16 protein-coding genes and 3 pseudogenes are annotated in these 19,413 nt (G+C 71.7%); 10 read left to right on the top strand and 9 right to left on the bottom strand.

The annotated features are described in order from the left end of the window. The 4 genes and pseudogenes from ACFYOH_RS15915 to ACFYOH_RS15900 all read left to right on the top strand — a co-directional run. Positions 1–478: pseudogene (locus tag ACFYOH_RS15915) on the top strand (histidine kinase); the annotation flags it as partial. Then, on the top strand, positions 475–909 hold the full coding sequence (locus ACFYOH_RS15910) for a roadblock/LC7 domain-containing protein (RefSeq protein WP_388626015.1): 435 nt from the start codon (positions 475–477) through the stop codon (positions 907–909). The pseudogene ACFYOH_RS15915 and the gene ACFYOH_RS15910, both read left to right, overlap by 4 nt. Before the next feature lie 9 nt (positions 910–918). Continuing rightward, positions 919–1,314, top strand: coding sequence for a DUF742 domain-containing protein (locus tag ACFYOH_RS15905; RefSeq protein ID WP_388626014.1), 396 nt, complete (start codon positions 919–921; stop codon positions 1,312–1,314). 39 nt (positions 1,315–1,353) lie between these two features. Further along, entirely contained in the window at positions 1,354–1,959 is a 606-nt protein-coding gene (locus tag ACFYOH_RS15900; RefSeq protein ID WP_388626013.1) for an ATP/GTP-binding protein, read from the top strand. A 141-nt stretch (positions 1,960–2,100) separates the two neighbouring features. Here the strand turns inward: ACFYOH_RS15900 and glpK are convergent, their stop codons facing one another. The 5 genes from glpK to ACFYOH_RS15875 all read right to left on the bottom strand — a co-directional run bounded on the left by glpK (position 2,101) and on the right by ACFYOH_RS15875 (position 8,236). Next, on the bottom strand, positions 2,101–3,621 hold the full coding sequence (gene glpK / locus ACFYOH_RS15895) for a glycerol kinase GlpK (RefSeq protein WP_388626011.1): 1,521 nt from the start codon (positions 3,619–3,621) through the stop codon (positions 2,101–2,103). A gap of 66 nt (positions 3,622–3,687) precedes the next feature. Then, positions 3,688–4,437, bottom strand: a complete 750-nt coding sequence (locus tag ACFYOH_RS15890) for an MIP/aquaporin family protein (protein ID WP_388626009.1) — start codon at positions 4,435–4,437, stop codon at positions 3,688–3,690. A 382-nt stretch (positions 4,438–4,819) separates the two neighbouring features. Further along, the gene (locus tag ACFYOH_RS15885) at positions 4,820–6,469 is read right to left on the bottom strand and encodes a GGDEF domain-containing protein (RefSeq protein WP_388626007.1); all 1,650 of its coding nucleotides are present in this window, start codon (positions 6,467–6,469) and stop codon (positions 4,820–4,822) included. Between the two features lie 154 nt (positions 6,470–6,623). Beyond that, entirely contained in the window at positions 6,624–7,814 is a 1,191-nt protein-coding gene (locus tag ACFYOH_RS15880; protein ID WP_388626005.1) for a lipid-transfer protein, read from the bottom strand. Beyond that, positions 7,811–8,236 (bottom strand): Zn-ribbon domain-containing OB-fold protein, encoded by a 426-nt coding sequence (locus ACFYOH_RS15875; RefSeq protein ID WP_388626598.1) that lies wholly within the window; start codon positions 8,234–8,236, stop codon positions 7,811–7,813. Before ACFYOH_RS15875 ends, ACFYOH_RS15880 begins: the two co-directional genes overlap by 4 nt. 98 nt (positions 8,237–8,334) lie before the next feature. Between ACFYOH_RS15875 and ACFYOH_RS15870 the strand changes: the two genes are divergently transcribed. Then, the gene (locus tag ACFYOH_RS15870; protein ID WP_388626004.1) at positions 8,335–9,144 is read left to right on the top strand and encodes a M15 family metallopeptidase; all 810 of its coding nucleotides are present in this window, start codon (positions 8,335–8,337) and stop codon (positions 9,142–9,144) included. 46 nt (positions 9,145–9,190) lie between these two features. Further along, entirely contained in the window at positions 9,191–9,724 is a 534-nt protein-coding gene (locus ACFYOH_RS15865; protein WP_388626003.1) for an NUDIX domain-containing protein, read from the top strand. Between the two features lie 10 nt (positions 9,725–9,734). On the opposite strand, the gene ACFYOH_RS15860 is transcribed toward ACFYOH_RS15865, so the two are convergent. Next, positions 9,735–12,095, bottom strand: coding sequence for a TIM-barrel domain-containing protein (locus ACFYOH_RS15860; protein WP_388626001.1), 2,361 nt, complete (start codon positions 12,093–12,095; stop codon positions 9,735–9,737). A gap of 215 nt (positions 12,096–12,310) precedes the next feature. On the opposite strand from ACFYOH_RS15860, the gene ACFYOH_RS15855 reads away from it, so the two are divergent. Continuing rightward, positions 12,311–14,287, top strand: coding sequence for an acetoacetate--CoA ligase (locus ACFYOH_RS15855; protein WP_388625999.1), 1,977 nt, complete (start codon positions 12,311–12,313; stop codon positions 14,285–14,287). A gap of 198 nt (positions 14,288–14,485) precedes the next feature. Here the strand turns inward: ACFYOH_RS15855 and ACFYOH_RS15850 are convergent. Further along, a pseudogene (locus ACFYOH_RS15850) lies at positions 14,486–14,722 on the bottom strand (helix-turn-helix domain-containing protein); the annotation flags it as partial. Between the two features lie 43 nt (positions 14,723–14,765). Here ACFYOH_RS15850 and ACFYOH_RS15845 point away from each other — a divergent pair. The 3 genes and pseudogenes from ACFYOH_RS15845 to ACFYOH_RS15835 form a co-directional block, all read left to right on the top strand. Continuing rightward, positions 14,766–15,389, top strand: a pseudogene (locus tag ACFYOH_RS15845) (amidase family protein); the annotation flags it as partial. Between the two features lie 109 nt (positions 15,390–15,498). Next, on the top strand, positions 15,499–15,690 hold the full coding sequence (locus tag ACFYOH_RS15840; RefSeq protein ID WP_388625997.1) for an amidase family protein: 192 nt from the start codon (positions 15,499–15,501) through the stop codon (positions 15,688–15,690). Between the two features lie 95 nt (positions 15,691–15,785). Further along, a complete protein-coding gene (locus tag ACFYOH_RS15835) occupies positions 15,786–16,679 on the top strand; it encodes a hypothetical protein (protein WP_388625995.1) in 894 nt (297 codons plus the stop codon). Between the two features lie 130 nt (positions 16,680–16,809). Here ACFYOH_RS15835 and ptsP read toward each other — a convergent pair whose 3' ends face one another. Both ptsP and ACFYOH_RS15825 read right to left on the bottom strand, forming a co-directional pair. Further along, the gene (ptsP, locus tag ACFYOH_RS15830) at positions 16,810–18,480 is read right to left on the bottom strand and encodes a phosphoenolpyruvate--protein phosphotransferase (RefSeq protein ID WP_388625993.1); all 1,671 of its coding nucleotides are present in this window, start codon (positions 18,478–18,480) and stop codon (positions 16,810–16,812) included. 78 nt (positions 18,481–18,558) lie between these two features. After that, on the bottom strand, positions 18,559–19,008 hold the full coding sequence (locus ACFYOH_RS15825) for a PTS glucose transporter subunit IIA (protein ID WP_388625991.1): 450 nt from the start codon (positions 19,006–19,008) through the stop codon (positions 18,559–18,561). Positions 19,009–19,413: the final 405 nt, after the last annotated feature.

Below are 19,413 nucleotides of genomic sequence, written 5' to 3'. Positions count from 1 at the left end.
TCCTGACATCCCGGCTCTGCCCCGGCGTGCCAGGCCGCCGGAGCCTTCCGCCGATGGCGCCGGCGCGGCGGCGGACGTCCCGGCTCTGTCCCGGCGCACCAGGTCGTCCGAGCCCGCCGTTGCCGATGGCACGGGCGCCACGGGCCGGGCCGGCGCCGGCCCGGGCGAGCGCGGCGGTGAGGAGTCCCGTCCCAGCGGCCGCACGCCCGGACATGCCGCCGAAGCGTCGGGCGACGAGCCGGCTACCGGGCCCCTGCCCCGGCGCGTACGTCAGGCCAGCCTCGCCCCGCAGCTCAAGCAGAACACCGCCCGGCGCGCCGAGCGCGCGGCGCAGCCCGCCGACCGCGACGCCGAGGAGGTCCGCAGCCGGATGGCCTCGCTGCAGCGCGGCTGGCGGCGCGGCCGGGAGGAGAACGCAGGGGGCGACGGAGACCAGACCGGCACAGCACAAGGAACGACTAAGGGGGACGGTCGATGACCGCACCGAAGGCGACCGGCCACACGGCGACCGACGACGGGGGGCTGAACTGGCTCCTGGACGACCTGGTCGACCGGGTCGCCAGCATCCGCAAGGCCGTCGTCCTGTCCGGCGACGGGCTCCCGACGGGGGTGTCCAAGGATCTGACCAGGGAGGACGGCGAGCATCTGGCCGCCGTCGCGTCCGGCTTCCACAGCCTCGCCAAGGGCGTGGGCCGCCACTTCGACGCGGGTGGCGTCCGGCAGACGGTGGTCGAGCTGGACGACGCCTTCCTGTTCGTCACCGCCGCCGGGGACGGCAGCTGCCTCGCCGTCCTGTCCGATGCCGACTCCGACGTCGGACAGGTCGCCTACGAGATGACGCTCCTGGTCAAGCGGGTCGGCGTGCATCTGGGCACCGCCCCGCGCACCGATCTGCCCGCAGGCGGGTAGTGGGATGACATGAGCGCAGACGGTCTGGAAAGAAGCCACTGGTTCGACGACGAGGCCGGACCGGTCGTCCGTCCGTACGCCATGACACGCGGCCGTACCACGAGTCCGGCCCAGCACCGGCTCGATCTGATCGCGGTGGTCGTCACGGAATCCGGCGCGGGCGACCCGGAAACGGATCCGGCGCTGTCGCCCGAGCACGTGGAGATCGTCGGGCTCTGTCGCGGCGAACCGCAGTCGGTCGCCGAACTCGCCGCCGGCCTCGACCTGCCGATCGGCGTGGTGCGGGTGCTCATCGGCGACCTGGTGCACGCGGAACTCGTCCATGTCACGCGCCCGGTGCCACCGGCCGACCTGCCGGACGAGAGCATTCTGCGCGATGTGATCAACGGCCTGCGGGCGCTGTGACCCCGTCCGGCAAGACCTCTCGAGCAGGAGAAGAATCCGATGATCCTCGGGCGTTCTGAGCGCGGCAAGCCCCCGGTCGAGCCCGTCACGCTCAAGATCCTGGTGGCCGGCGGCTTCGGCGTGGGCAAGACCACCCTGGTCGGCGCGGTCAGCGAGATCAGGCCGCTGCGCACCGAGGAACTGCTCACCGAGGCCGGCCGCCCGGTCGACGACACCAGTGGTGTGGAGGCCAAGCACACCACCACCGTGGCCATGGACTTCGGCCGTATCACCCTGCGCGAGGACCTGGTGCTGTACCTTTTCGGCACTCCCGGGCAGGAACGGTTCTGGTTCATGTGGGACGAGCTGTCCGAGGGCGCGCTCGGCGCCGTCGTCCTCGCCGACACACGGCGCCTCGAGGACTGCTTCGCCGCCGTCGACTACTTCGAGCGGCGTGGCATCCCCTTTCTCGTCGGCGTCAACTGCTTCGAGGGAGCGGCACGTTACCCGGCCGAGGCGGTCCGGCAGGCCCTCGACCTGGACGACGGCGTACCCGTCCTGCACTGTGACGCGCGGGAGCGGGAATCGGTCAAGGAGGTACTCATCGGAGTCGTCCGGCATGCGATGGAGTACGCGGCCGACCGCCGCCAGGCCGTCCTCGGCTGAGCCACGGGCACGGCCCGTACCCCCGCCGACCGGGGTACGGGCCGTGGTCCGGTGAGGAGCCCTCACACGCGCGTGCCGCACAAGGAGCCCTCACGCGCGCGTGCCAAGGGATGAACTCTCACGCGCGCGTGCCGGGCACCGTCACGCGCCGTCCTCCTCCAGCCAGCCGAAGCTCTTCTCCACGGCCTTGCGCCAGTTGCGGTACTCGCGGTCGCGTACCGACGGCTCCATCGCCGGTGTCCACTCCGCGTCCTGCTGCCAGTGCGACTTCAGCTCGTCCAGGTCGCTCCACACGCCCGTCGCCAGGCCGGCCGCGTACGCGGCGCCCAGGCAGGTCGTCTCCGACACCCGGGGCCGGCTGACCGGGACGCCGAGGACGTCCGCCTGGTGCTGCATGAGGAGGTTGTTCTTCGTCATGCCGCCGTCGACCTTGAGGGTGGTGATCCGCACCCCGGAGTCCTGGTACATGGCGTCCACGACCTCCCGGGTCTGCCAGCTCGTCGCCTCCAGCACCGCGCGCGCGAGATGGGCCTTCGTGACGTACCGGGTGAGTCCGGTGACCACACCGCGCGCGTCGGAGCGCCAGTAGGGCGCGAACAGGCCCGAGAACGCGGGCACGATGTAGGCGCCGCCGTTGTCCTCGACGCTCGCCGCCAGCGTCTCGATCTCGTCGGCGGCGCTGATGATCCCGAGCTGGTCGCGGAACCACTGGACCAGCGCGCCCGTGATCGCGATGGACCCCTCCAGGCAGTACACCGGCGCCTCCCCGCCGATCTTGTAGCCCATCGTCGTCAGCAGCCCGCTCTTGGACGGCACCGGCCGGGTGCCGGTGTTCAGCAGCAGGAAACTGCCGGTGCCGTAGGTGTTCTTGGCGGTGCCCACGTCGTAGCAGGCCTGCCCGAAGACGGCGGCCTGCTGGTCGCCCAGCGCGGAGGCCACCGGCACCCCGGCGAGCTGCCCGACCGCCGTGCCGTACACCTCGGCGGAGGACCTGATCTCGGGCAGCACCGCCTCGGGCACGTTCATGGCCGACAGGATGGCCGGATCCCACTGGAGCGTCTCCAGGTTCATCAGCATGGTGCGGCCGGCGTTCGTGACGTCGGTGACGTGCCGGCCGCCCTCGATGCCGCCGGTGAGGTTCCAGATCAGCCAGGAGTCGATCGTCCCGAAGGCGATCTCGCCGCGTTCGGCCCGCTCCCTGAGACCGGGCACGTGGTCCAGCAGCCAGGCCGCCTTGGGCCCGGAGAAGTAGCTGGCCAGGGGCAGCCCGGTCTGCTCACGGAAGCGGTCCTGGCCGTCGGAGCCGCCCAGTTCGTTGCACAGGGCGGCGGTGCGGGTGTCCTGCCAGACGATCGCGTTGTGCACGGGCTTGCCCGTGGCGCGGTCCCACAGGACGGTCGTCTCCCGCTGGTTGGTGATGCCGAGCGCGCTCAACTGGTCGGCGCGCAACCCGGCCTTGGCGAGTGCGCCGGCCACCACGGCCTGCACCTTGGACCAGATCTCGGTGGCGTCGTGCTCCACCCAGCCCGGCTTCGGGAAGATCTGGCGGTGCTCGCGCTGGTCGACGGCGACGATGGCGCCGCTGTGGTCGAAGACGATGCAGCGGCTTGACGTGGTGCCCTGGTCGATGGCGGCGACATAGGTGTCGGCGGTGTCCGTCATGGCAGTCCCCTGGGTCGCTGGGTGTACGGAACGTGGCGTACGGCTCGCGCAGTGAGGTACGGGCGGTCAGAACGCCGCGTTGTAGATGACTCCGGCGAGTGCACCGCCGATCAGGGGCCCGACGACCGGTATCCAGGCGTAACCCCAGTCCGACGTGCCCTTGTTCGGGATCGGCAGGAACGTGTGCACGATGCGCGGCCCGAGGTCGCGGGCCGGGTTGATGGCGTAGCCGGTGGGCCCGCCGAGGGAGAGCCCGATGCCGACGACGAGCAGGGAGACGATCAGCACGGTGGTGCCGGACTCGCCGAGCCCCTTCGTCAGCCCGAACGCGAGGATCGGCAGCACGAGCGCGATGGTCGCGATGATCTCGGTGATGAGGTTGGCGACCGGGTTCCGGATCTCCGGGACGGTCGAGAAGATGCCGAGTGTGGGCACCGGTTCGCCGGCCGTGCCCTCCGTCGTGCCCTCCTTGCGGATGTTGGTCTGGAACTGGGCGAGGTAGACCAGATAGGCCAGTACGGCCCCGAGCATCGCGCCGACGAGCTGGCCCAGCAGATACACCCAGACCTTGCCCCACTTGCCGGTGTCGATGGCGATGCCGAGGGTGACCGCGGGATTGAGCTGGCCGCCGGAGAGCGGAGCGGCGGTGTACGCGCCCGCGAGGACGCCGAAGCCCCAGCCGAACGCGATGACGACCCAGCCCGCGGCCCGCGCCTTGGAGTATCTGAGAGTGACGGCGGCGCAGACTCCGGCACCGAAGAGGATCAGGATCGAGGTGCCGATGACCTCGCCGACGAAGATGTCTCCGTTGCTCATGACGGCTCCCTTGGCGCCGGTAGGGGGCGGTGAGCCCCGGCCCTCCGTGCAGGAACGTTCCGTTGGCGTCTCAGCCGTAGGCGGGCAGACCCGCGCCCCGCCCGACGTTTGTGACGAGCGTGCCGTCGTAGCCGTATCGCCAGGTAGGGACGGGCAGTGGAGCAGGACGGACCCGTGGCGCAGCGCGCCTGATAACGCCGAGAATGTACGGCGATGTCGGCTGACACCGGGAAGTGTTCACCGGCGCCCTGGGGGCGTCAAGGTTGCCGACGGCGACGGTGACGGCGACTCGCACTGCGGCCCGGCGGCGACGGTGCCCGCGACGCACTCGACGCCCAGGTCACCGCCGCCGGGCCGCAACGGACCCAGTCGGGACGAATGTTCACAGGCCTGGCTCGACGGTGGCGTACCCGGCCGGCGCCGGTGCCGCCCCGGTGCCGCGCCGGACCTCGTGACCGGGCAGTCCGGCCCGTCCGAGCACCCAGCTCGCGCCGCGCAGCGCCTTGGCCGCCTGCTTCAGCGGAGCGAGCTGGGCCGCGGCCTGCCGGTGGTCGCCGACGGTTCCCGGTGCGCACACCACGGTCGCCAGGGAGAGCGTGACCGGCCGGTCTCCCGCCGACCAGGGCGTGTCGAGCACGGCCCTGACCAGCGGGTCGAGCGCCGCCTCCTCGGCCAGCACCAGGAAGTCGTCCCCGCCGATGTGCCCCACGCGCGCGTGCCCCGAGGCCGCCTGCTGCAGCGCGCGCCCGACCGACCGGATCAGCTCGTCGCCCATGGCGAAGCCGGCACCGTCGTTGACCTGCTTGAAATGGTCGATGTCCAACCAGCTGAGCGAGAAGGTCCGGCCGTCCGCGATCCACCGGTCCACCTCGCTGGTGATCGCGTCCGAACCGGGCAGCCGGGTCAGCGGATTGAGCCCGGCGGCCTCCTCGACCCGGCTCTCGGCCAGGGCCCGCACCAGGTCCGCGAGCCGCACCACGCCCACGCACCGGCCGTACCGGTCGACCACCCCTACATCGTCGGAGGTCCGGTCCCGGCCGCCGATCGCGACGACGTCCAGCACCTCCCAGGCGGTGGCGTCGACACCGACCGTGCGGGGCGCGTCCCCCAGCTTGAAGGCCGGCCGGTCGGCGTACAGAGCGTGCCCGTAGCGGGCGGACATCGACAGCAGGAAGCGTGAGCGGTGCACCGAACGCACGGGCCGGCCGGCCTGGTCCACCAGCAGCACACCGGACACGTCCGGCGATCCGGTCAGCAGCGCCCGCACCTGCCCCGCCGAGGCGGTCACCGGCAGTACGGCGGCCGGGCGCACGAACTCCCGCACCGACGGCCCGGAGCGGGGCACACCGACGGTGCCGGGGGAGCGGGGCGGAACGTATACGTCCGCGGCGGGGATCCGGGCCGGCGGCGCGAACAGCTCGCCCTGGCCCAGCTGCGCCCCGGCCGACAGCGCCGCCGCGTACTGCGATTCGGTCTCCACGCCCTCCACCGCGACCAGGGCACCCAGTTCCTCGCACAGGGTCCGCATGGCCCGCACCGCGGCCGGCCGGGCCAGCAGCGAGGCGTCGAGTTTGACCAGGTCGGGGGAGAGGTCGGTGAGCAGCCGGAGCGGTACGTCGCCGTCCCCGATGCCGTCCGCGCTGATCCGGAAGCCCTGTTCGCACAGCGCGGCCACCGCCTCCAGCAGCGCCCGTTGGGGCACGTGCGTGTAGGGCGGGACCACGTCCAGCGTCACCTCCCACGGCAGGCGCCCGGCCGCGCGCACGGCGTCGTGCAGCGGCGTGAGGCCGCCGAGGTCGGCGAGGGTGGCCGCGAACACGTTCAGGTGCAGCGGCAGCAGGGTTTCCTTGTGTGTCGCGGCGCGGAGCGCCAACACCGTCAGTCTGCCGTCGAGTTCGGGGTCTCGGCGGGCCTCGGCCAGGATGTCACCGGTCTCCGGGCGGGCGAGTGTCTCCAGTGCGGTGACCGCGCCCGTCCTCAGGTTGACCACCGGCTGGAAGGCGAAGCGGAGAGTATCCGTCCAGGAGTGCACGGGAGCATGATGGCGCTGCCCGCGTGCGCCCAGGCGCAGTTCATGAGACGTTCACGCAGGATTCCGGGGTGATCACACAGCGTGGAAAACCCCTGTGGCCTCTGGTGTCGTACCGCCTGCTCGACCCATCGCCTCACCGTGACCGCCCGCGCCGTCATCTCACCGCGATCACCGACGATCCGTGCCCGAAGAGCCCCTGGTTGGCGGAGATCCCCACGCGCGCCCCGGCGATCTGCCGGTCGCCCGCCGTGCCTCTCAACTGCCAGGTCAGCTCGCAGACCTGGGCGATGGCCTGGGCGGGCACCGCCTCCCCGAACGAGGCGAGCCCGCCACTGGCGTTGACGGGTATGCGGCCGCCCGGGGCCGTCGCCCCCTCTCGCAGGAGCTTCGCGCCCTCGCCCTCGCCGCACAGCCCCAGGTCCTCGTACCACTGCAGCTCCAGGGCGGTGGACAGGTCGTAGACCTCGGCCAGGGACAGGTCGCCGGGGCCGACGCCGGCCACCTCGTAGGCGGCCCGGGCGATGGAGGCCCGGAAGGTCTCCTCGGGGGCGCCCACCGCCACGGTGGAGTCCGTGGCGATGTCCGGCAGGTCCAGCACCGTGTTCGGGAAGCGCGGGGTCACCGTCGACACCGCCCGGATCCGCACCGGCCGGGTCGCCCCGCGCCGGTGCGCGAACTCCATGCTGGAGAGCACCAGGGCCGCCCCGCCGTCGGAGGTGGCACAGATGTCGAGCAGCCGCAGCGGATCGGCGACCACCGCGGACGCGGCGACCTCCTCGGCGGTGACCCGCTTGCGGTAGCGGGCGTACGGGTTGAGTGCGCCCATCGCGGCGTTCTTCACCTTGACCAGGGCGAAGTCCTCCGGTGTGTCCCCGTGCACCGCGATGCGCCGCCGCGCGTAGAGCCCGAAGTACGCCGGATTGGTGGCTCCCAGGACCCGGAAGCGCAGCCAGTCCGGATCGTCCGGCCGCTCGCCGCCCGCCGGCCGGAAGAACCCCTTCGGTGCCGCGTCCGCCCCCACCACGAGGACGACCTCCGCGAGCCCGGCGAGTATCTGTGCCCGGGCCGTGGCGATCGCCTGCGCCCCGGAGGCGCACGCCGCGTACACACTGGCGACCCTGGCCCCCTGCCAGCCCAGGGCCCTGGCGAAGGTCGCTCCCGCCACATACCCGGGATACCCGCCCCGCACCGTGTCGGCGCCGACGACCGAGCCGACCTCGCGCCAGTCGACACCGGCGTCCGCGAGCGCCGTGCGGGCCGCCGCCGTCCCGTACTCCACGAAGGAGCGGCCCCACTTGCCCCACGGGTGCATGCCCGCGCCGAGCACCGCCACGTCCGTCGTCACGCCCTCACCCCCGTCGGCCGCCAGTGCCAGGTCGCCCAGGTCGTCTCCGCGTCCTCGTGGAGCACTCCGGGGACGACCTCCACCTCCATGCCCACCGTCAGATCGGCGACGGTGACCCCGGAAGCCGCCTGTCCCAGCACCACGATCCGCTCGGCTTCCAGCTCCACCGCGATCAACGCGTACGGCTCCCACGGAAGTTCCGGATTGCTCACATAGGGTGACGGCGGTCGGTACCGGCTGTCCGTGTACGACCAGACGCGCCCTCGTCGCGACAGCGGTGCCTCCTCGAGATCTCCGCCGGGACAGCCGGGATTTCGGCAGTGGGAGTCCTCGCGGGGAAAGAACACCGAGGCGCATGCCGCGCAACGGGTGCCCAGAAGCCTGAAATCGTCACCTGTGCCGACGAACCATCCGTCGACCACGGGCGTGCGTGTGCGGGACATCGTCCCTCCCTGCCGAGATATCTGACGGAACGTCAGAAGTGTGTCACGGACATCCGGAATTGGGCAGTGCAGGAGACATGACACGACTCACCAGTGCAGTACGCGGGCTGGTCACCGCTCTCGCCGCCCTGTTGGCCGTGACCACCGCCCCCGCCACCGCCGGGGCGACGACGGAGCCCAAGGCGCCGAAGGACTTCGTGGCCCTGAGAACCGTGGATCCGACGATCATCCAGGAGATGCGCTACTTCACCCCGCACAACTTCGTCGGCGAGCGCATCGACGGCTACGAGCAGCCGATGTGCATCCTCACCCGCCCCGCCGCCGAAGCCCTCCACAAGGCGCAGCTCGCCCTGCTGCGCAAGGGCTACACCCTCAAGGTCTACGACTGCTATCGGCCGCAGCGGGCCGTGAACCACTTCGTGCGCTGGGCCGAGGACCTCGGCGACCAGGCGATGAAGGGCGAGTTCTACCCGAACGTCGACAAGACCCGGCTGTTCGCGGACGGCTACATCGCCGAGAAATCCGGCCACAGCCGCGGCTCGACCATGGACCTCACGATCGTGAGGCTCCCCGCCAGGCCGACCCGGCCCTACCACCCCGGACAGCCGCTGGTGCCCTGCTTCGCGCCCAAGGACGAGCGTTTCCCCGACAACTCCGTCGACATGGGCACCGGATTCGACTGCTTCGACACCCTCGCGCACACACTTGACCCGCGCATCCAGGGCGAACAGCGCGCCAACCGCCTGCTGCTCAAGAACACCCTGGAGGGCCTCGGATTCGTGAACCTCGCCGAGGAATGGTGGCACTACACGTACAAGCCCGAGCCCTACCCGGACACCTATTTCGACTTCCCCGTGTCCTCCAGGTCGCTCTTCGGCGGCCAGTGAGCAACCTCCGGAAGATGTCCCTCCTCTGATCGGATACAGTCCGCGCGTGTCCGAAACTCAGCACTCAACTGACAACTTCGCACCGGACTCGCACTGTTCGAGTTGCGGAGCGCCCTACGGAGAGGGCGTTTCCGGCTGGCCGCGCACCTGCCCGTCCTGCGGGACCGTCGCCTACCGCAATCCGCTGCCAGTGGCGATCGCGCTCCAGCCCGTGTACGACACCAAGGGCACGGCCCTGGTCGTCATCACCCGGACCGTCACCCCCGCGCGCGGGGGCACGGCACTGCCCGGCGGCTACATCGACGACCGGGAGGACTGGAAGCAGGCCGTCGTACGCGAGCTCAAGGAGGAGACCGGCATCGACGCGGCCGCCCGGGACGTGCGGCTCGTGGACGCCATGAGCTCGCCCGACGGTCACCTGCTGCTGTTCGGACTCCTCCCGGAGCGTCCCGTGGAAGGGCTCCCGCCCGCCGCCCCCACGGACGAGACCGAGGGCTGGCAGCTGCTGCGCAGGCCCGAGGAACTCGCGTTCCCGCTGCACACCGTGGCCGTACGGGCCTGGTTCGAGGGCCGGTACTGAGCGACGCGGCTCAGCCGAGCCCCCGCACCCGCACCGGGTAGGGGGGCTCGGCGGAACCGCCCTCCCGCTCCCGGGTGACCACCACCCGAGGGCCCTGCCTCCGGGCGACGTAGCGTTCGATCTCCGGCTCGTCCCACCCGCCACCCGCGTCCGGCACGACCAGACCGCCTCCCGTCCGGCCACGCGCGGGTGCCCACACCTCCAGCTCGACCCCGCCGTCCACGCCGCGCACGGGGACGACCCCGCCCGCGCGCGCGAACACCGGTATCCGCGACAGCGGCGCGTCGACGAGCACCTGCGCCGGACCCTCGTACGCCTCCTCCGTCGCGGTGTCGTACCAGCGGCCCCGCGGCAGCTGCACCGCCCGCCGGTCGGCACCCGGATCCAGCACCGGAGCCACCAGCAGGGCATCCCCGAGCAGAAACGTGTCCTCGCAGTCGCGCAGCGCCCGGTCCTCCGGCGCCCCCCACCACAGAGGCCGCACAAAGGGCGCGCCCGTGCGCCGCGCCAGATGCGCCAGCGTCATGAAGTACGGCAGCAGCCGCCGCCGTTCGAGCAGCGCCACGCGCGCGTGCTCCAGCACCTCGGCGCCGAACTCCCAGGGCTCCCGGCGCCCCGCCCGCAGACTCGCATGGGTGCGGAACAGCGGCAGATACGCGCCGAGCTGGAACCACCTCAGATACAGCTCCGGCGACGGACCGCCGTCGAAACCGCCCACGTCCGGACCCGAGTACGGCACCCCGCACAGACCGAGCCCCAGCACCAGCGACAGCGAGGCCCGCAGCCCGGGCCAGCCGGTCGCCACGTCCCCGGACCAGGTGCCCCCGTACCGCTGCATCCCCGCCCAGCCCGACCGGGAGAACAGGAAGGGCCGCTCTTCGGGCGACAGCTCGCGCAGTCCCTCGTAGCCCGCCCGGGCCATGCAGAGGGCGTACACGTTGTGCGCCTCCCGGTGGTCGCCCCCGCGTCCCTCCAGGGCGTGCCGGGCCGAACGCGGCAGGGTGAGCTCCCCGAAGGCGTTGAACGACGTCGGCTCGTTCATGTCGTGCCAGAACCCGGCGAAGCCCTGCCCGAGGCGCTCCTCATAGAGTCCGCCCCACCACTTGCGCACGCGCGCGTGCGTGAAGTCCGGATAGACCGACTCGCCGGCCCACACCACCCCGCGCACCGTCCGCCCGGAGGCGTCCCGCACGAACGCGTCCACGGCCGAACCGCTGTCGTACACGGCGTTGCCCGGCGCCGCCTTCACGGCCGGGTCGACGATCGACACCAGCCGGATCCCGTCCCGGCGCAGCTCCTCGGCGAGCTGCGGCAGCTTCGGGAAGCGCTCCCGGTCGACCGTGAACACCTGGTGGTCGTCGTAGTGGTCGATGTCCAGGTGCACGGCATCCAGCGGCAGCCCGCGCTCCTGGTATCCGGCGACGATCCGGCGCACCTCCTGCTCGCTGCCGAAGCCCCACCGCGCGTGCTGATGGCCGAGCGCCCACGCCGGCGGCAGCGCGGGCGCCCCGGTCAGCGATGCCCAGGTGTGCAGCACGCGCGCGGGGGCGCCCACCATCACCCAGCAGCGCAGCGGCCCGCCGTCCATCCGCAGCTCGCAGCGCCCCGCCCGGTCGTGCCCGGACCCGGCGCCCTCCTCGCCCTCGTGCAGCACGACCGTGCCGTCCCACGTGGTGTCGTGGAACACCAGATGCGTGCCGGCGTCGGCCACCACCAGCTGCACCGGCATGGTCACGTACAGCGGATCGTCGCCGGGGCCGAACGCCCGGCCGGGGTCGGTGTTCCACAGCCGGTACGTGCCGTCCCGCAGCCGGGGCCCGGACGCCCGGCCGCCCAGACCGAAGAAGCGCGCGTCCGCCCCCACCTCCGACCGCTGCATCCAGCGCGCCGTGCCCCCGCCGACCGGCTCCCACCAGCGCGGCGGCAGATCCCGCCGCAGGGTCACGCCACCCGGCGTACACACCTCCACCGCGCCGTGCCGCGAGACGGTGACCGTCACCCGCTCGGCCACGACCCGCCAGCCACCGTCCTTGTCCGGCTCCAGCACCGCGCGCGGATCCGGCTCGGGACAACCCCCCGCGAGCGCGTACGACGGCTGCGGACCCGCCCCGTCCCATCCCCAGAACACCGCCCCGTTCACCGCCACGGTGATCCGCAGCTCGGACCGGCCGAACCGGATCAGCCCGCCACCCGGCCCCGGCTCGACGCTCTTCACCTGCCCCGGAACCCGCGCCCGCTCGGCACCCCGCCGCGGCAACCCGGCGGCGTCGATCCGCCGCATGCGCCACGCCGCCCGTACGGTACGCAACCCCCGAGCCGCTCTCCCCGAACCCACCACACTCATCGAACGCACCTGGTCACGACCGTCCATGCTGCTCACCCTGCCACTGAGCACCCCACACGCGCGTGTCGTTCAACTGCCGTTCACCCGTGCCAGGACCACATCTTCATGACGCCGACTATGTGGGGTACACCCTGGTGCAGAAGTCGATCACATGGCATCGTCCCTGTCAGCCGCGTCACGCGCACACCCCAGCCCGTGCGCGGACCGACGCACACGACGCGCACAGCCCGGGAGCCGCCCCCATGACGACCGCGAACCCCCAGCCGCTTTGGCAGCCCGATCCCGAGCGGATCGCCCAGGCACGCATCACCCAGTTCCAGGCATGGGCCGCCGAGCACCACGGCGCCCCGGCCGAAGGCGGCTACCCCGCCCTCCACCAGTGGTCCGTCGACCAGCTGGACACCTTCTGGAAAGCCGTCACGGAGTGGTTCGGCGTCCGCTTCTCGACGCCCTACGCGCGCGTGCTCGGCGACCGAGCCATGCCAGGCGCCCAGTGGTTCCCCGGAGCCACCCTCAACTACGCCGAGCACGCCCTGCGTGCTGCGGCCGACCGCCCGGACGAACCCGCCCTCCTGCACGTCGACGAGACCCACGAACCGCGCCCGGTGACCTGGTCCGAGCTGCGCCGCCAGGTCGGCTCCCTCGCCGCCGAACTCCGCGCCATCGGGGTCCGCCCCGGCGATCGTGTCAGCGGCTACCTGCCCAACATCCCCGAGGCCGTCGTCGCCCTGCTCGCCACGGCCGCCGTCGGCGCCGTCTGGACCTCCTGCGCCCCCGACTTCGGCGCCCGCAGCGTCCTCGACCGCTTCCAGCAGGTCGAACCCGTCGTCCTGTTCACGGTCGACGGTTACCGCTACGGCGGCAAGGAGCACGACCGCCGCGAGATCGTCGCCGAACTGCGCCGCGAGCTGCCCACCGTGCGCGCCGTCGTCCACATCCCGCTGCTCGGCACCGCGGCCCCCGAGGGCGCCCTGGAGTGGGCGGCGCTGACGGCGGGGGACACCGAGCCGGTCTTCGAGCAGGTCCCCTTCGACCACCCGCTGTGGGTGCTGTACTCCTCCGGCACCACCGGCCTGCCCAAGGCCATCGTCCAGTCCCAGGGCGGCATCCTGGTCGAGCACCTCAAGCAGCTCGGCCTGCACTGCGACCTCGGCCCCGAGGACCGCTTCTTCTGGTACACCTCGACCGGCTGGATGATGTGGAACTTCCTCGTCTCCGGCCTGCTCACGGGCACCACGATCGTCCTGTACGACGGAAGTCCCGGCTACCCGGACACGGGCGCCCAGTGGCGGGTCGCCGAACGCACCGGGGCCACCCTCTACGGCACCTCCGCCGCCTACGTCATGGCCTGCCGCAAGGCCGGTGTCCACCCCGCTCGCGACCACGACCTGGCCAAGGTGAAGTGCGTCGCCACCACCGGCTCGCCGCTGCCGCCCGACGGCTTCCGCTGGCTGCACGACGAGTTCGCGGAGAGCGGGGCCGACCTGTGGATCGCCTCCGTCAGCGGCGGCACAGACGTCTGCTCCTGCTTCGCCGGCGGCGTACCGACCCTCCCGGTGTACACCGGCGAACTCCAGGCGCCCGGCCTCGGCACCGACCTGCAGGCCTGGGACTCCAGCGGCAAGCCCGTCATCGACGAGGTCGGCGAGCTGGTCGTCACCAACCCGATGCCCTCCATGCCGATCCGCTTCTGGAACGACCCCGACGGCAGCCGCTACCACGACAGCTACTTCGACACCTACCCCGGCGTCTGGCGGCACGGCGACTGGATCACCGTCACCTCACGCGGCACCGTGATCATCCACGGCCGCTCCGACTCCACCCTCAACCGGCAGGGCGTGCGCATGGGCTCGGCCGACATCTACGAGGTCGTCGAGCGCCTTCCCGAGATCAGGGAGTCCCTCGTCATCGGCATCGAGCAGCCCGACGGCGGCTACTGGATGCCGCTGTTCGTGCACCTCGCACCCGGCGCCGTCCTCGACGAGGCACTGCTGAACCGCATCAGGCAGACCATCCGCAAACAGCTCTCGCCGCGCCACGTACCCGACGAGATCATCGAGGTACCGGGCGTCCCGCACACCCTGACCGGCAAGCGCATCGAGGTCCCCGTCAAGCGCCTGTTGCAGGGCACACCCCTGGAGAAGGCGGTCAACCCGGGCTCCATCGACAACCTCTCCCTGCTCGGCTTCTACGAGGAACTCGCCCGAAAGCGCGCCTGACCCCCCTAGGCGGCCTCGGACTTGCCCGGCACGGCGGGTGAAGTCCGAGGCCCGCCGCGCGGCGTCGCAGGCTCCAGCCGCCGGCCCTGATCCGCCCACGCAACCATCGCGTTTCCTCCCGGCCACCACCGGCCGGCGGCGCCGGTCACCGCCGGGGACGCCGGAGCGTCGACGCCGCACCGCGCGCAGCCCGTCGCGTCAAGGCGCGGACAGGTATTCGGGGGCGGCCCACGCGACGTCGTCGACCGCGAGCCATGGCGCAACCGCGACGGCCGTGGGCGTCACACCCGCGAAGGCCATGACATCCCGATGAAGGTGGGACTGGTCGGCGTAGCCGATCTCCGCCGCCACCTGTGCGGCGCTGTGCCCCGCGGCCAGACGGTGGGCCGCGTGGTCGAAATGGACAAGCTGAGCGGCGCGCTTGGGGCGCACGCCGGGCGGGTCGTCGAGCGGAGCGGGCGCTGCCGTCGCCGCCGGGATGGTGGCCATCGCCCACGCCGAGGACGGCGGCGGGTCGATCCGCATCCCCGCGTCGTGCAACGGCCTCGTCGGACTCAAACCCACCCGCGGCCTGGTCACCAACGCGACCGTCAGCGTGGAAGGCCTCGGCACCAGCGGCGTGCTCACCCGCACGGTGGCGGACACCGCGGCCGCCCTCGATGTGCTCGCGCGCCACGACCCGGCCACGTGGTGGTCACCCCGGACCCCGCACAGGTCCTTGGCCGCCGCGCTGGAGACGGACATGCCGACCGGGCTGCGGATCGGTGCGCTCACCGACTCTCCGATGGACGGGACAGGCGTGCACCCGGCGTGTGCCGAAGCCGTCGCCGTCACTCTTCGGACGCTCGAATCGGCCGGTCACCACGTCGTCGACACGCGCCTTCCGCTGCCCCCGACCGACGAGCTGGTGGCGGCGTTCACGACCATCTGGAACGTCGGCGCTGCCGGGATCGCACTCGCGGACCCGGACCGTGTCGAGCCCCACGACCGTGCCCTGCGTGACGCGGCACGATCGATCGACTCGTGGTCCTACGCGGAAGGGGTGAGGAAGACCCAACAGCTGTCGCGGCGCATCGTCGAAGGCTTCCTTGCCCGCTTCGACCTCCTGGTCACGCCCACGACGGCGTGCCTCCCGCCGCTCGTCGGTGCCTGGCGGGCAGGCAGCGGCGACGATCCCCTGACGGCGCTGGGGAACAGCTATCCGATGGGGGGTGTTCACCTCGGTGTTCAACGTGACCGGCCAACCGGCGATCTCGGTCCCCCTCCACCACGACGACGCCACCGGCCTGCCCGTCGGCGTCCAGATCGTCGCTGCGCCGTGGCGGGAGGACCTCCTGATCCGGGCGTCTCGCACCCTCGAACTCGCACACCCGTGGACCGATCGCCGGCCGCCCGTCAGCTGAGCACGGGGCCCTTTCCAAGGCAGACCCAGGACCCGTTGTCAGTGCCGCCGGTTACGGTGAGTGAGCATTGATCGACCACGCACATTGGGGGAAACATGGCGCACACCGACCACCAGACCATGCGACGCGTCCTGCGCCGAGAGATCGCCGGCACCATCGGCCTGCTCACCGACGAACACGACTTCCGCGCCATGCGGCGCTACCGCAGCTTCTCCTTCGACGACCACGCGACCTACCTGAAGCAGGTGGAGGCCGTTCTCAAAGCCCGCGCAGCCCAGGGCAGCCACACCACACTCGCCCTGTTCGACCCCGAGGACTACGCCGCCTACTGCGCGGAAACCGGCCTCGACCCGGAAGCCCCGACCACCCGGACCCGCTTCACCGCCGAACTGGCGGCCACCGGCCCCACCATCCCCTACGACGGCCAACCCCTCGCCACACTCGTACCCGCCCTCGTCGACGAAGCCGTACGACAGGCGACATGGGAGTACGCCACCACCCTGCTGTCCCGCCTCGGACCCTGCCCCACCTGTGGCGAGGACTTCGGCAGGGCGGCCTTCACCCGCGCCTCCGACCTCCTGGTCCGCATCCTCGACACCGCACCGCCCCGCGACCGGCACCTCGTCTGCAGCGTCTCCGGATCTCCGGAGACCCTCATCTCCGTTCTGCACGGCGACCAGGACGACGACGGCGGCATCCGCATCGACGAGGCCGAGGCCCTGGAATTCACCAGCGTCCTCGCACTCGGCCTCGCCACCCGAAGCCCCGGCGGACTCGTCCTGCGCACCAGCGCCCCGGACACGCCCGACCGCGTCTACGGCTGGCGACTGCGCTCCGGCGGCCTCGAACCGCTCACCGCATCCGAAGTGTTCGACGCCTACTGCACCGACATCGAATCCGGCGACCTCATCTCCCCGGAACCCGACGTCGACTACTGCGAGCCCCCCGACCTCGGGGACGAGAACACGGCACCCGGCCACCGGCACTGACCGAACCGGCGCGTCGGCCCCCGCCGACCGCGCCGACAGCACGCCGAACGCATGCCGAGCGCACCAGGGGCGCCCCACCCGAAGGCGGGACGCCCCTGCACCCGGCACACGCGACGCACCGCCGGTACGGCTACTCGCCGGACAGCACCGCCTGGGCCGCGCTGCGCGCCTCCTCGGCGCTGTCCGCGGCACGCGCGGCCGCCGCGGCCCGCTCGCACTGCGCCAGCGTGTACTTCGCCAGCGTCGCCCGGACATAGGGAATCGACGCCGCACCCATGGACAGGGAGGTGACACCCAGACCGGTCAGCACACAGGCCAGCAGCGGGTCGGACGCGGCCTCACCGCACACACCACAGCTCTTGCCCTCGGCGCTGGCCGCCTCCGCGGACAGTGCGACCAGGTCCAGCAGCGCGGGCTGCCACGGGTCCTGAAGCCGGGACACCGCGCCCACCTGCCGGTCGGCCGCGAACGTGTACTGGGCGAGGTCGTTGGTTCCCAGCGACAGGAACTCGACCTCCTGCAGGATCGAACGCGCCCGCAGCGCGGCCGACGGGATCTCCACCATCGCGCCGAACTTCGCCTGCAGCCCCGCCTCACGGCAGGCGTTCGCGAACGCCTTCGCGTCCGCACGGTCCGCCACCATGGGCGCCATGACCTCGAGGTAGACCGGCAGCCCCTCGGCGGCCTTCGCCAGCGCCGTCAGCTGGGTGCGCAGGATCTCGGGGTGGTCCAGCAGCGTCCGCAGACCCCGCACGCCCAGCGCCGGGTTCGGCTCGTCGGCCGGAGTCAGGAAGTCCAGCGGTTTGTCCGCACCCGCGTCCAGCACCCGCACGACCACACGACCCTCGGGGAACGCCTCCAGCACCTGCCGGTAGGCCTCCACCTGCTTCGCCTCGGAAGGAGCGTTCTTGCTGTCGTCCAGGAACAGGAACTCGGTACGGAACAGACCGACGCCCTCGGCCCCGGCCTCCACAGCGGCAGGCACGTCCGCCGGACCGCCCACATTGGCGAGCAGCGGCACCTTGTGCCCGTCCGCGGTCGCACCCGGCCCGGTCGAGGCGGACAGCGCGGCCTTGCGCTCGGCGGCCGCGGCCTCCAGCTCCGCCTTCTTCGCCTCGCTCGGGTTCACGAAGATGTCGCCGGTGCTGCCGTCCACGGCGATCACCGTGCCCTCGGTCAGCTCACCGGCACCCGGCAGCGCCACGACCGCCGGCACACCCAGCGCCCGCGCCAGGATCGCGCTGTGGCTGGTCGGCCCGCCCTCCTCGGTCACGAAACCGAGCACCAGGGAGGGATCCAGCAGCGCTGTGTCGGCGGGAGCAAGATCCCGCGCCACGAGCACATAGGGCTGGTCGCTGTCCGGAACACCCGGCATCGGAACGCCCAGCAGCCGGGCGACGATACGATTCCGCACATCATCGAGGTCGGCCACGCGGCCGGCGAGGTACTCACCGGCCCCGGCCAGCAGCTCCCGGTACGCGGCGAACGCGTCGTACACCGCGCGCTCGGCCGTGCTGCCGACGGCGATCCGCCGGTCCACGTCCGCCATCAGCTCGGGGTCCTGCGCCATCATGGCCTGCGCCTCGAGCACGGCCTGGGCCTCGCCCCCGGCCAGATTGCCGCGCGCCATCAGATCGGCGGCCACGGCGTCCACAGCCTGGCGGGCGCGCCCCTGCTCACGCTCGGCCTCCTCCGCGGGGATCTGCTTGGCCGGCGGCTCCAGTACCGCCGTACCCATGTGCCGAACCTCGCCGATCGCCACGCCATGGCTCACGCCGACGCCTCGCAGCGTTGTCTCCATCTCACCCGTCTCCGATAGTGCGGCGGGTCCCGCCGCCGCGGTGGTTGTCCTGATCGCCGTCCGACGACGGCACTGCCGTCAGTTCCAGGCGAAGAGGCTGTCGCCGGCCTTCACGTCTCCGCTGTCACGGACGTCGGAGAGAGACTCGGCGGTGGCTTCGAGGGCGACGACGGGGCACACCGGGGACTTGCCGGCGGCCTCGACCGCGGAGGGGTTCCAGCGCACGACGGCCTGGCCGCGCGCCACCGTGTCGCCCTTGTTGACGAGCACCTCGAAACCCTCGCCGTTGAGCTGCACCGTGTCGATGCCGAGGTGGGTGAGCACGCCGTGCCCACTCTCGTCCACCACGACGAAGGCGTGCGGGTGCAGGGAGACGATGACGCCGTCCACGGGCGCCACGGCCTCGGACGGCTCACGCACGGGGTCGATGGCGGTGCCCGGGCCGACCATGGCCCCGGAGAAGACCGGATCCGGCACTTCGGCCAGTCCGATGGCCCGTCCAGCGAGCGGGGACGTCACGGTGGTCATGGGAAGCCTCCCAAGGAGTGGAGCTTGCTTACGGGCCGTCACTGCCTGTGCCGGACGGCGCTGGCAGCAGCGTATGTCAGATGAACTGGTGGTTCCGTATGGAAGCTACCAGTTAGTGGTCTAGACCACCAGCTCCATGGATTTGCACGGCCTTCGAGACTCCGTGTACAGTCGTACTCCTGCCTGGGGCGGAGCGCCGCGAGAGCGCCCTGCTCGGCAGAACCCAAACTCGTCAGATCCTATCTCTGGATCCGCTTCTGCATGTCCGCAGAGAGGTGGTCAGAGAGACGGAAAAAGCCTGATAGAGTTTGAAACACCGAAGGGAAGCGCCCGGAGGAAAGCCCGAGAGGGTGAGTACGAAGGAAGCGACCGTTCCTTGAGAACTCAACAGCGTGCCAAAAATCA

This window comes from Streptomyces sp. NPDC007856, assembly GCF_042868225.1.
GTDB lineage: Bacteria > Actinomycetota > Actinomycetes > Streptomycetales > Streptomycetaceae > Streptomyces.
The sequence above is the reverse complement of the archived record's forward strand: the minus strand, read 5'-3'. Positions and strand labels throughout refer to the sequence as shown.

What these genes read in the sequence shown, in the direction of transcription:
- ACFYOH_RS15855 (WP_388625999.1), top strand. Translation starts at nt 12,311, where the DNA reads ATGACGACCGCGAACCCCCAGCCGCTTTGGCAGCCCGATCCCGAGCGG.
- ACFYOH_RS15900 (WP_388626013.1), top strand. Translation starts at nt 1,354, where the DNA reads ATGATCCTCGGGCGTTCTGAGCGCGGCAAGCCCCCGGTCGAGCCCGTC.
- ACFYOH_RS15825 (WP_388625991.1), bottom strand. Translation starts at nt 19,008, where the DNA reads ATGACCACCGTGACGTCCCCGCTCGCTGGACGGGCCATCGGACTGGCC.
- ACFYOH_RS15860 (WP_388626001.1), bottom strand. Translation starts at nt 12,095, where the DNA reads ATGGACGGTCGTGACCAGGTGCGTTCGATGAGTGTGGTGGGTTCGGGG.
- glpK (WP_388626011.1), bottom strand. Translation starts at nt 3,621, where the DNA reads ATGACGGACACCGCCGACACCTATGTCGCCGCCATCGACCAGGGCACC.
- ACFYOH_RS15870 (WP_388626004.1), top strand. Translation starts at nt 8,335, where the DNA reads ATGACACGACTCACCAGTGCAGTACGCGGGCTGGTCACCGCTCTCGCC.
- ACFYOH_RS15835 (WP_388625995.1), top strand. Translation starts at nt 15,786, where the DNA reads ATGGCGCACACCGACCACCAGACCATGCGACGCGTCCTGCGCCGAGAG.
- ptsP (WP_388625993.1), bottom strand. Translation starts at nt 18,480, where the DNA reads ATGGAGACAACGCTGCGAGGCGTCGGCGTGAGCCATGGCGTGGCGATC.
- ACFYOH_RS15910 (WP_388626015.1), top strand. Translation starts at nt 475, where the DNA reads ATGACCGCACCGAAGGCGACCGGCCACACGGCGACCGACGACGGGGGG.
- ACFYOH_RS15890 (WP_388626009.1), bottom strand. Translation starts at nt 4,437, where the DNA reads ATGAGCAACGGAGACATCTTCGTCGGCGAGGTCATCGGCACCTCGATC.
- ACFYOH_RS15905 (WP_388626014.1), top strand. Translation starts at nt 919, where the DNA reads ATGAGCGCAGACGGTCTGGAAAGAAGCCACTGGTTCGACGACGAGGCC.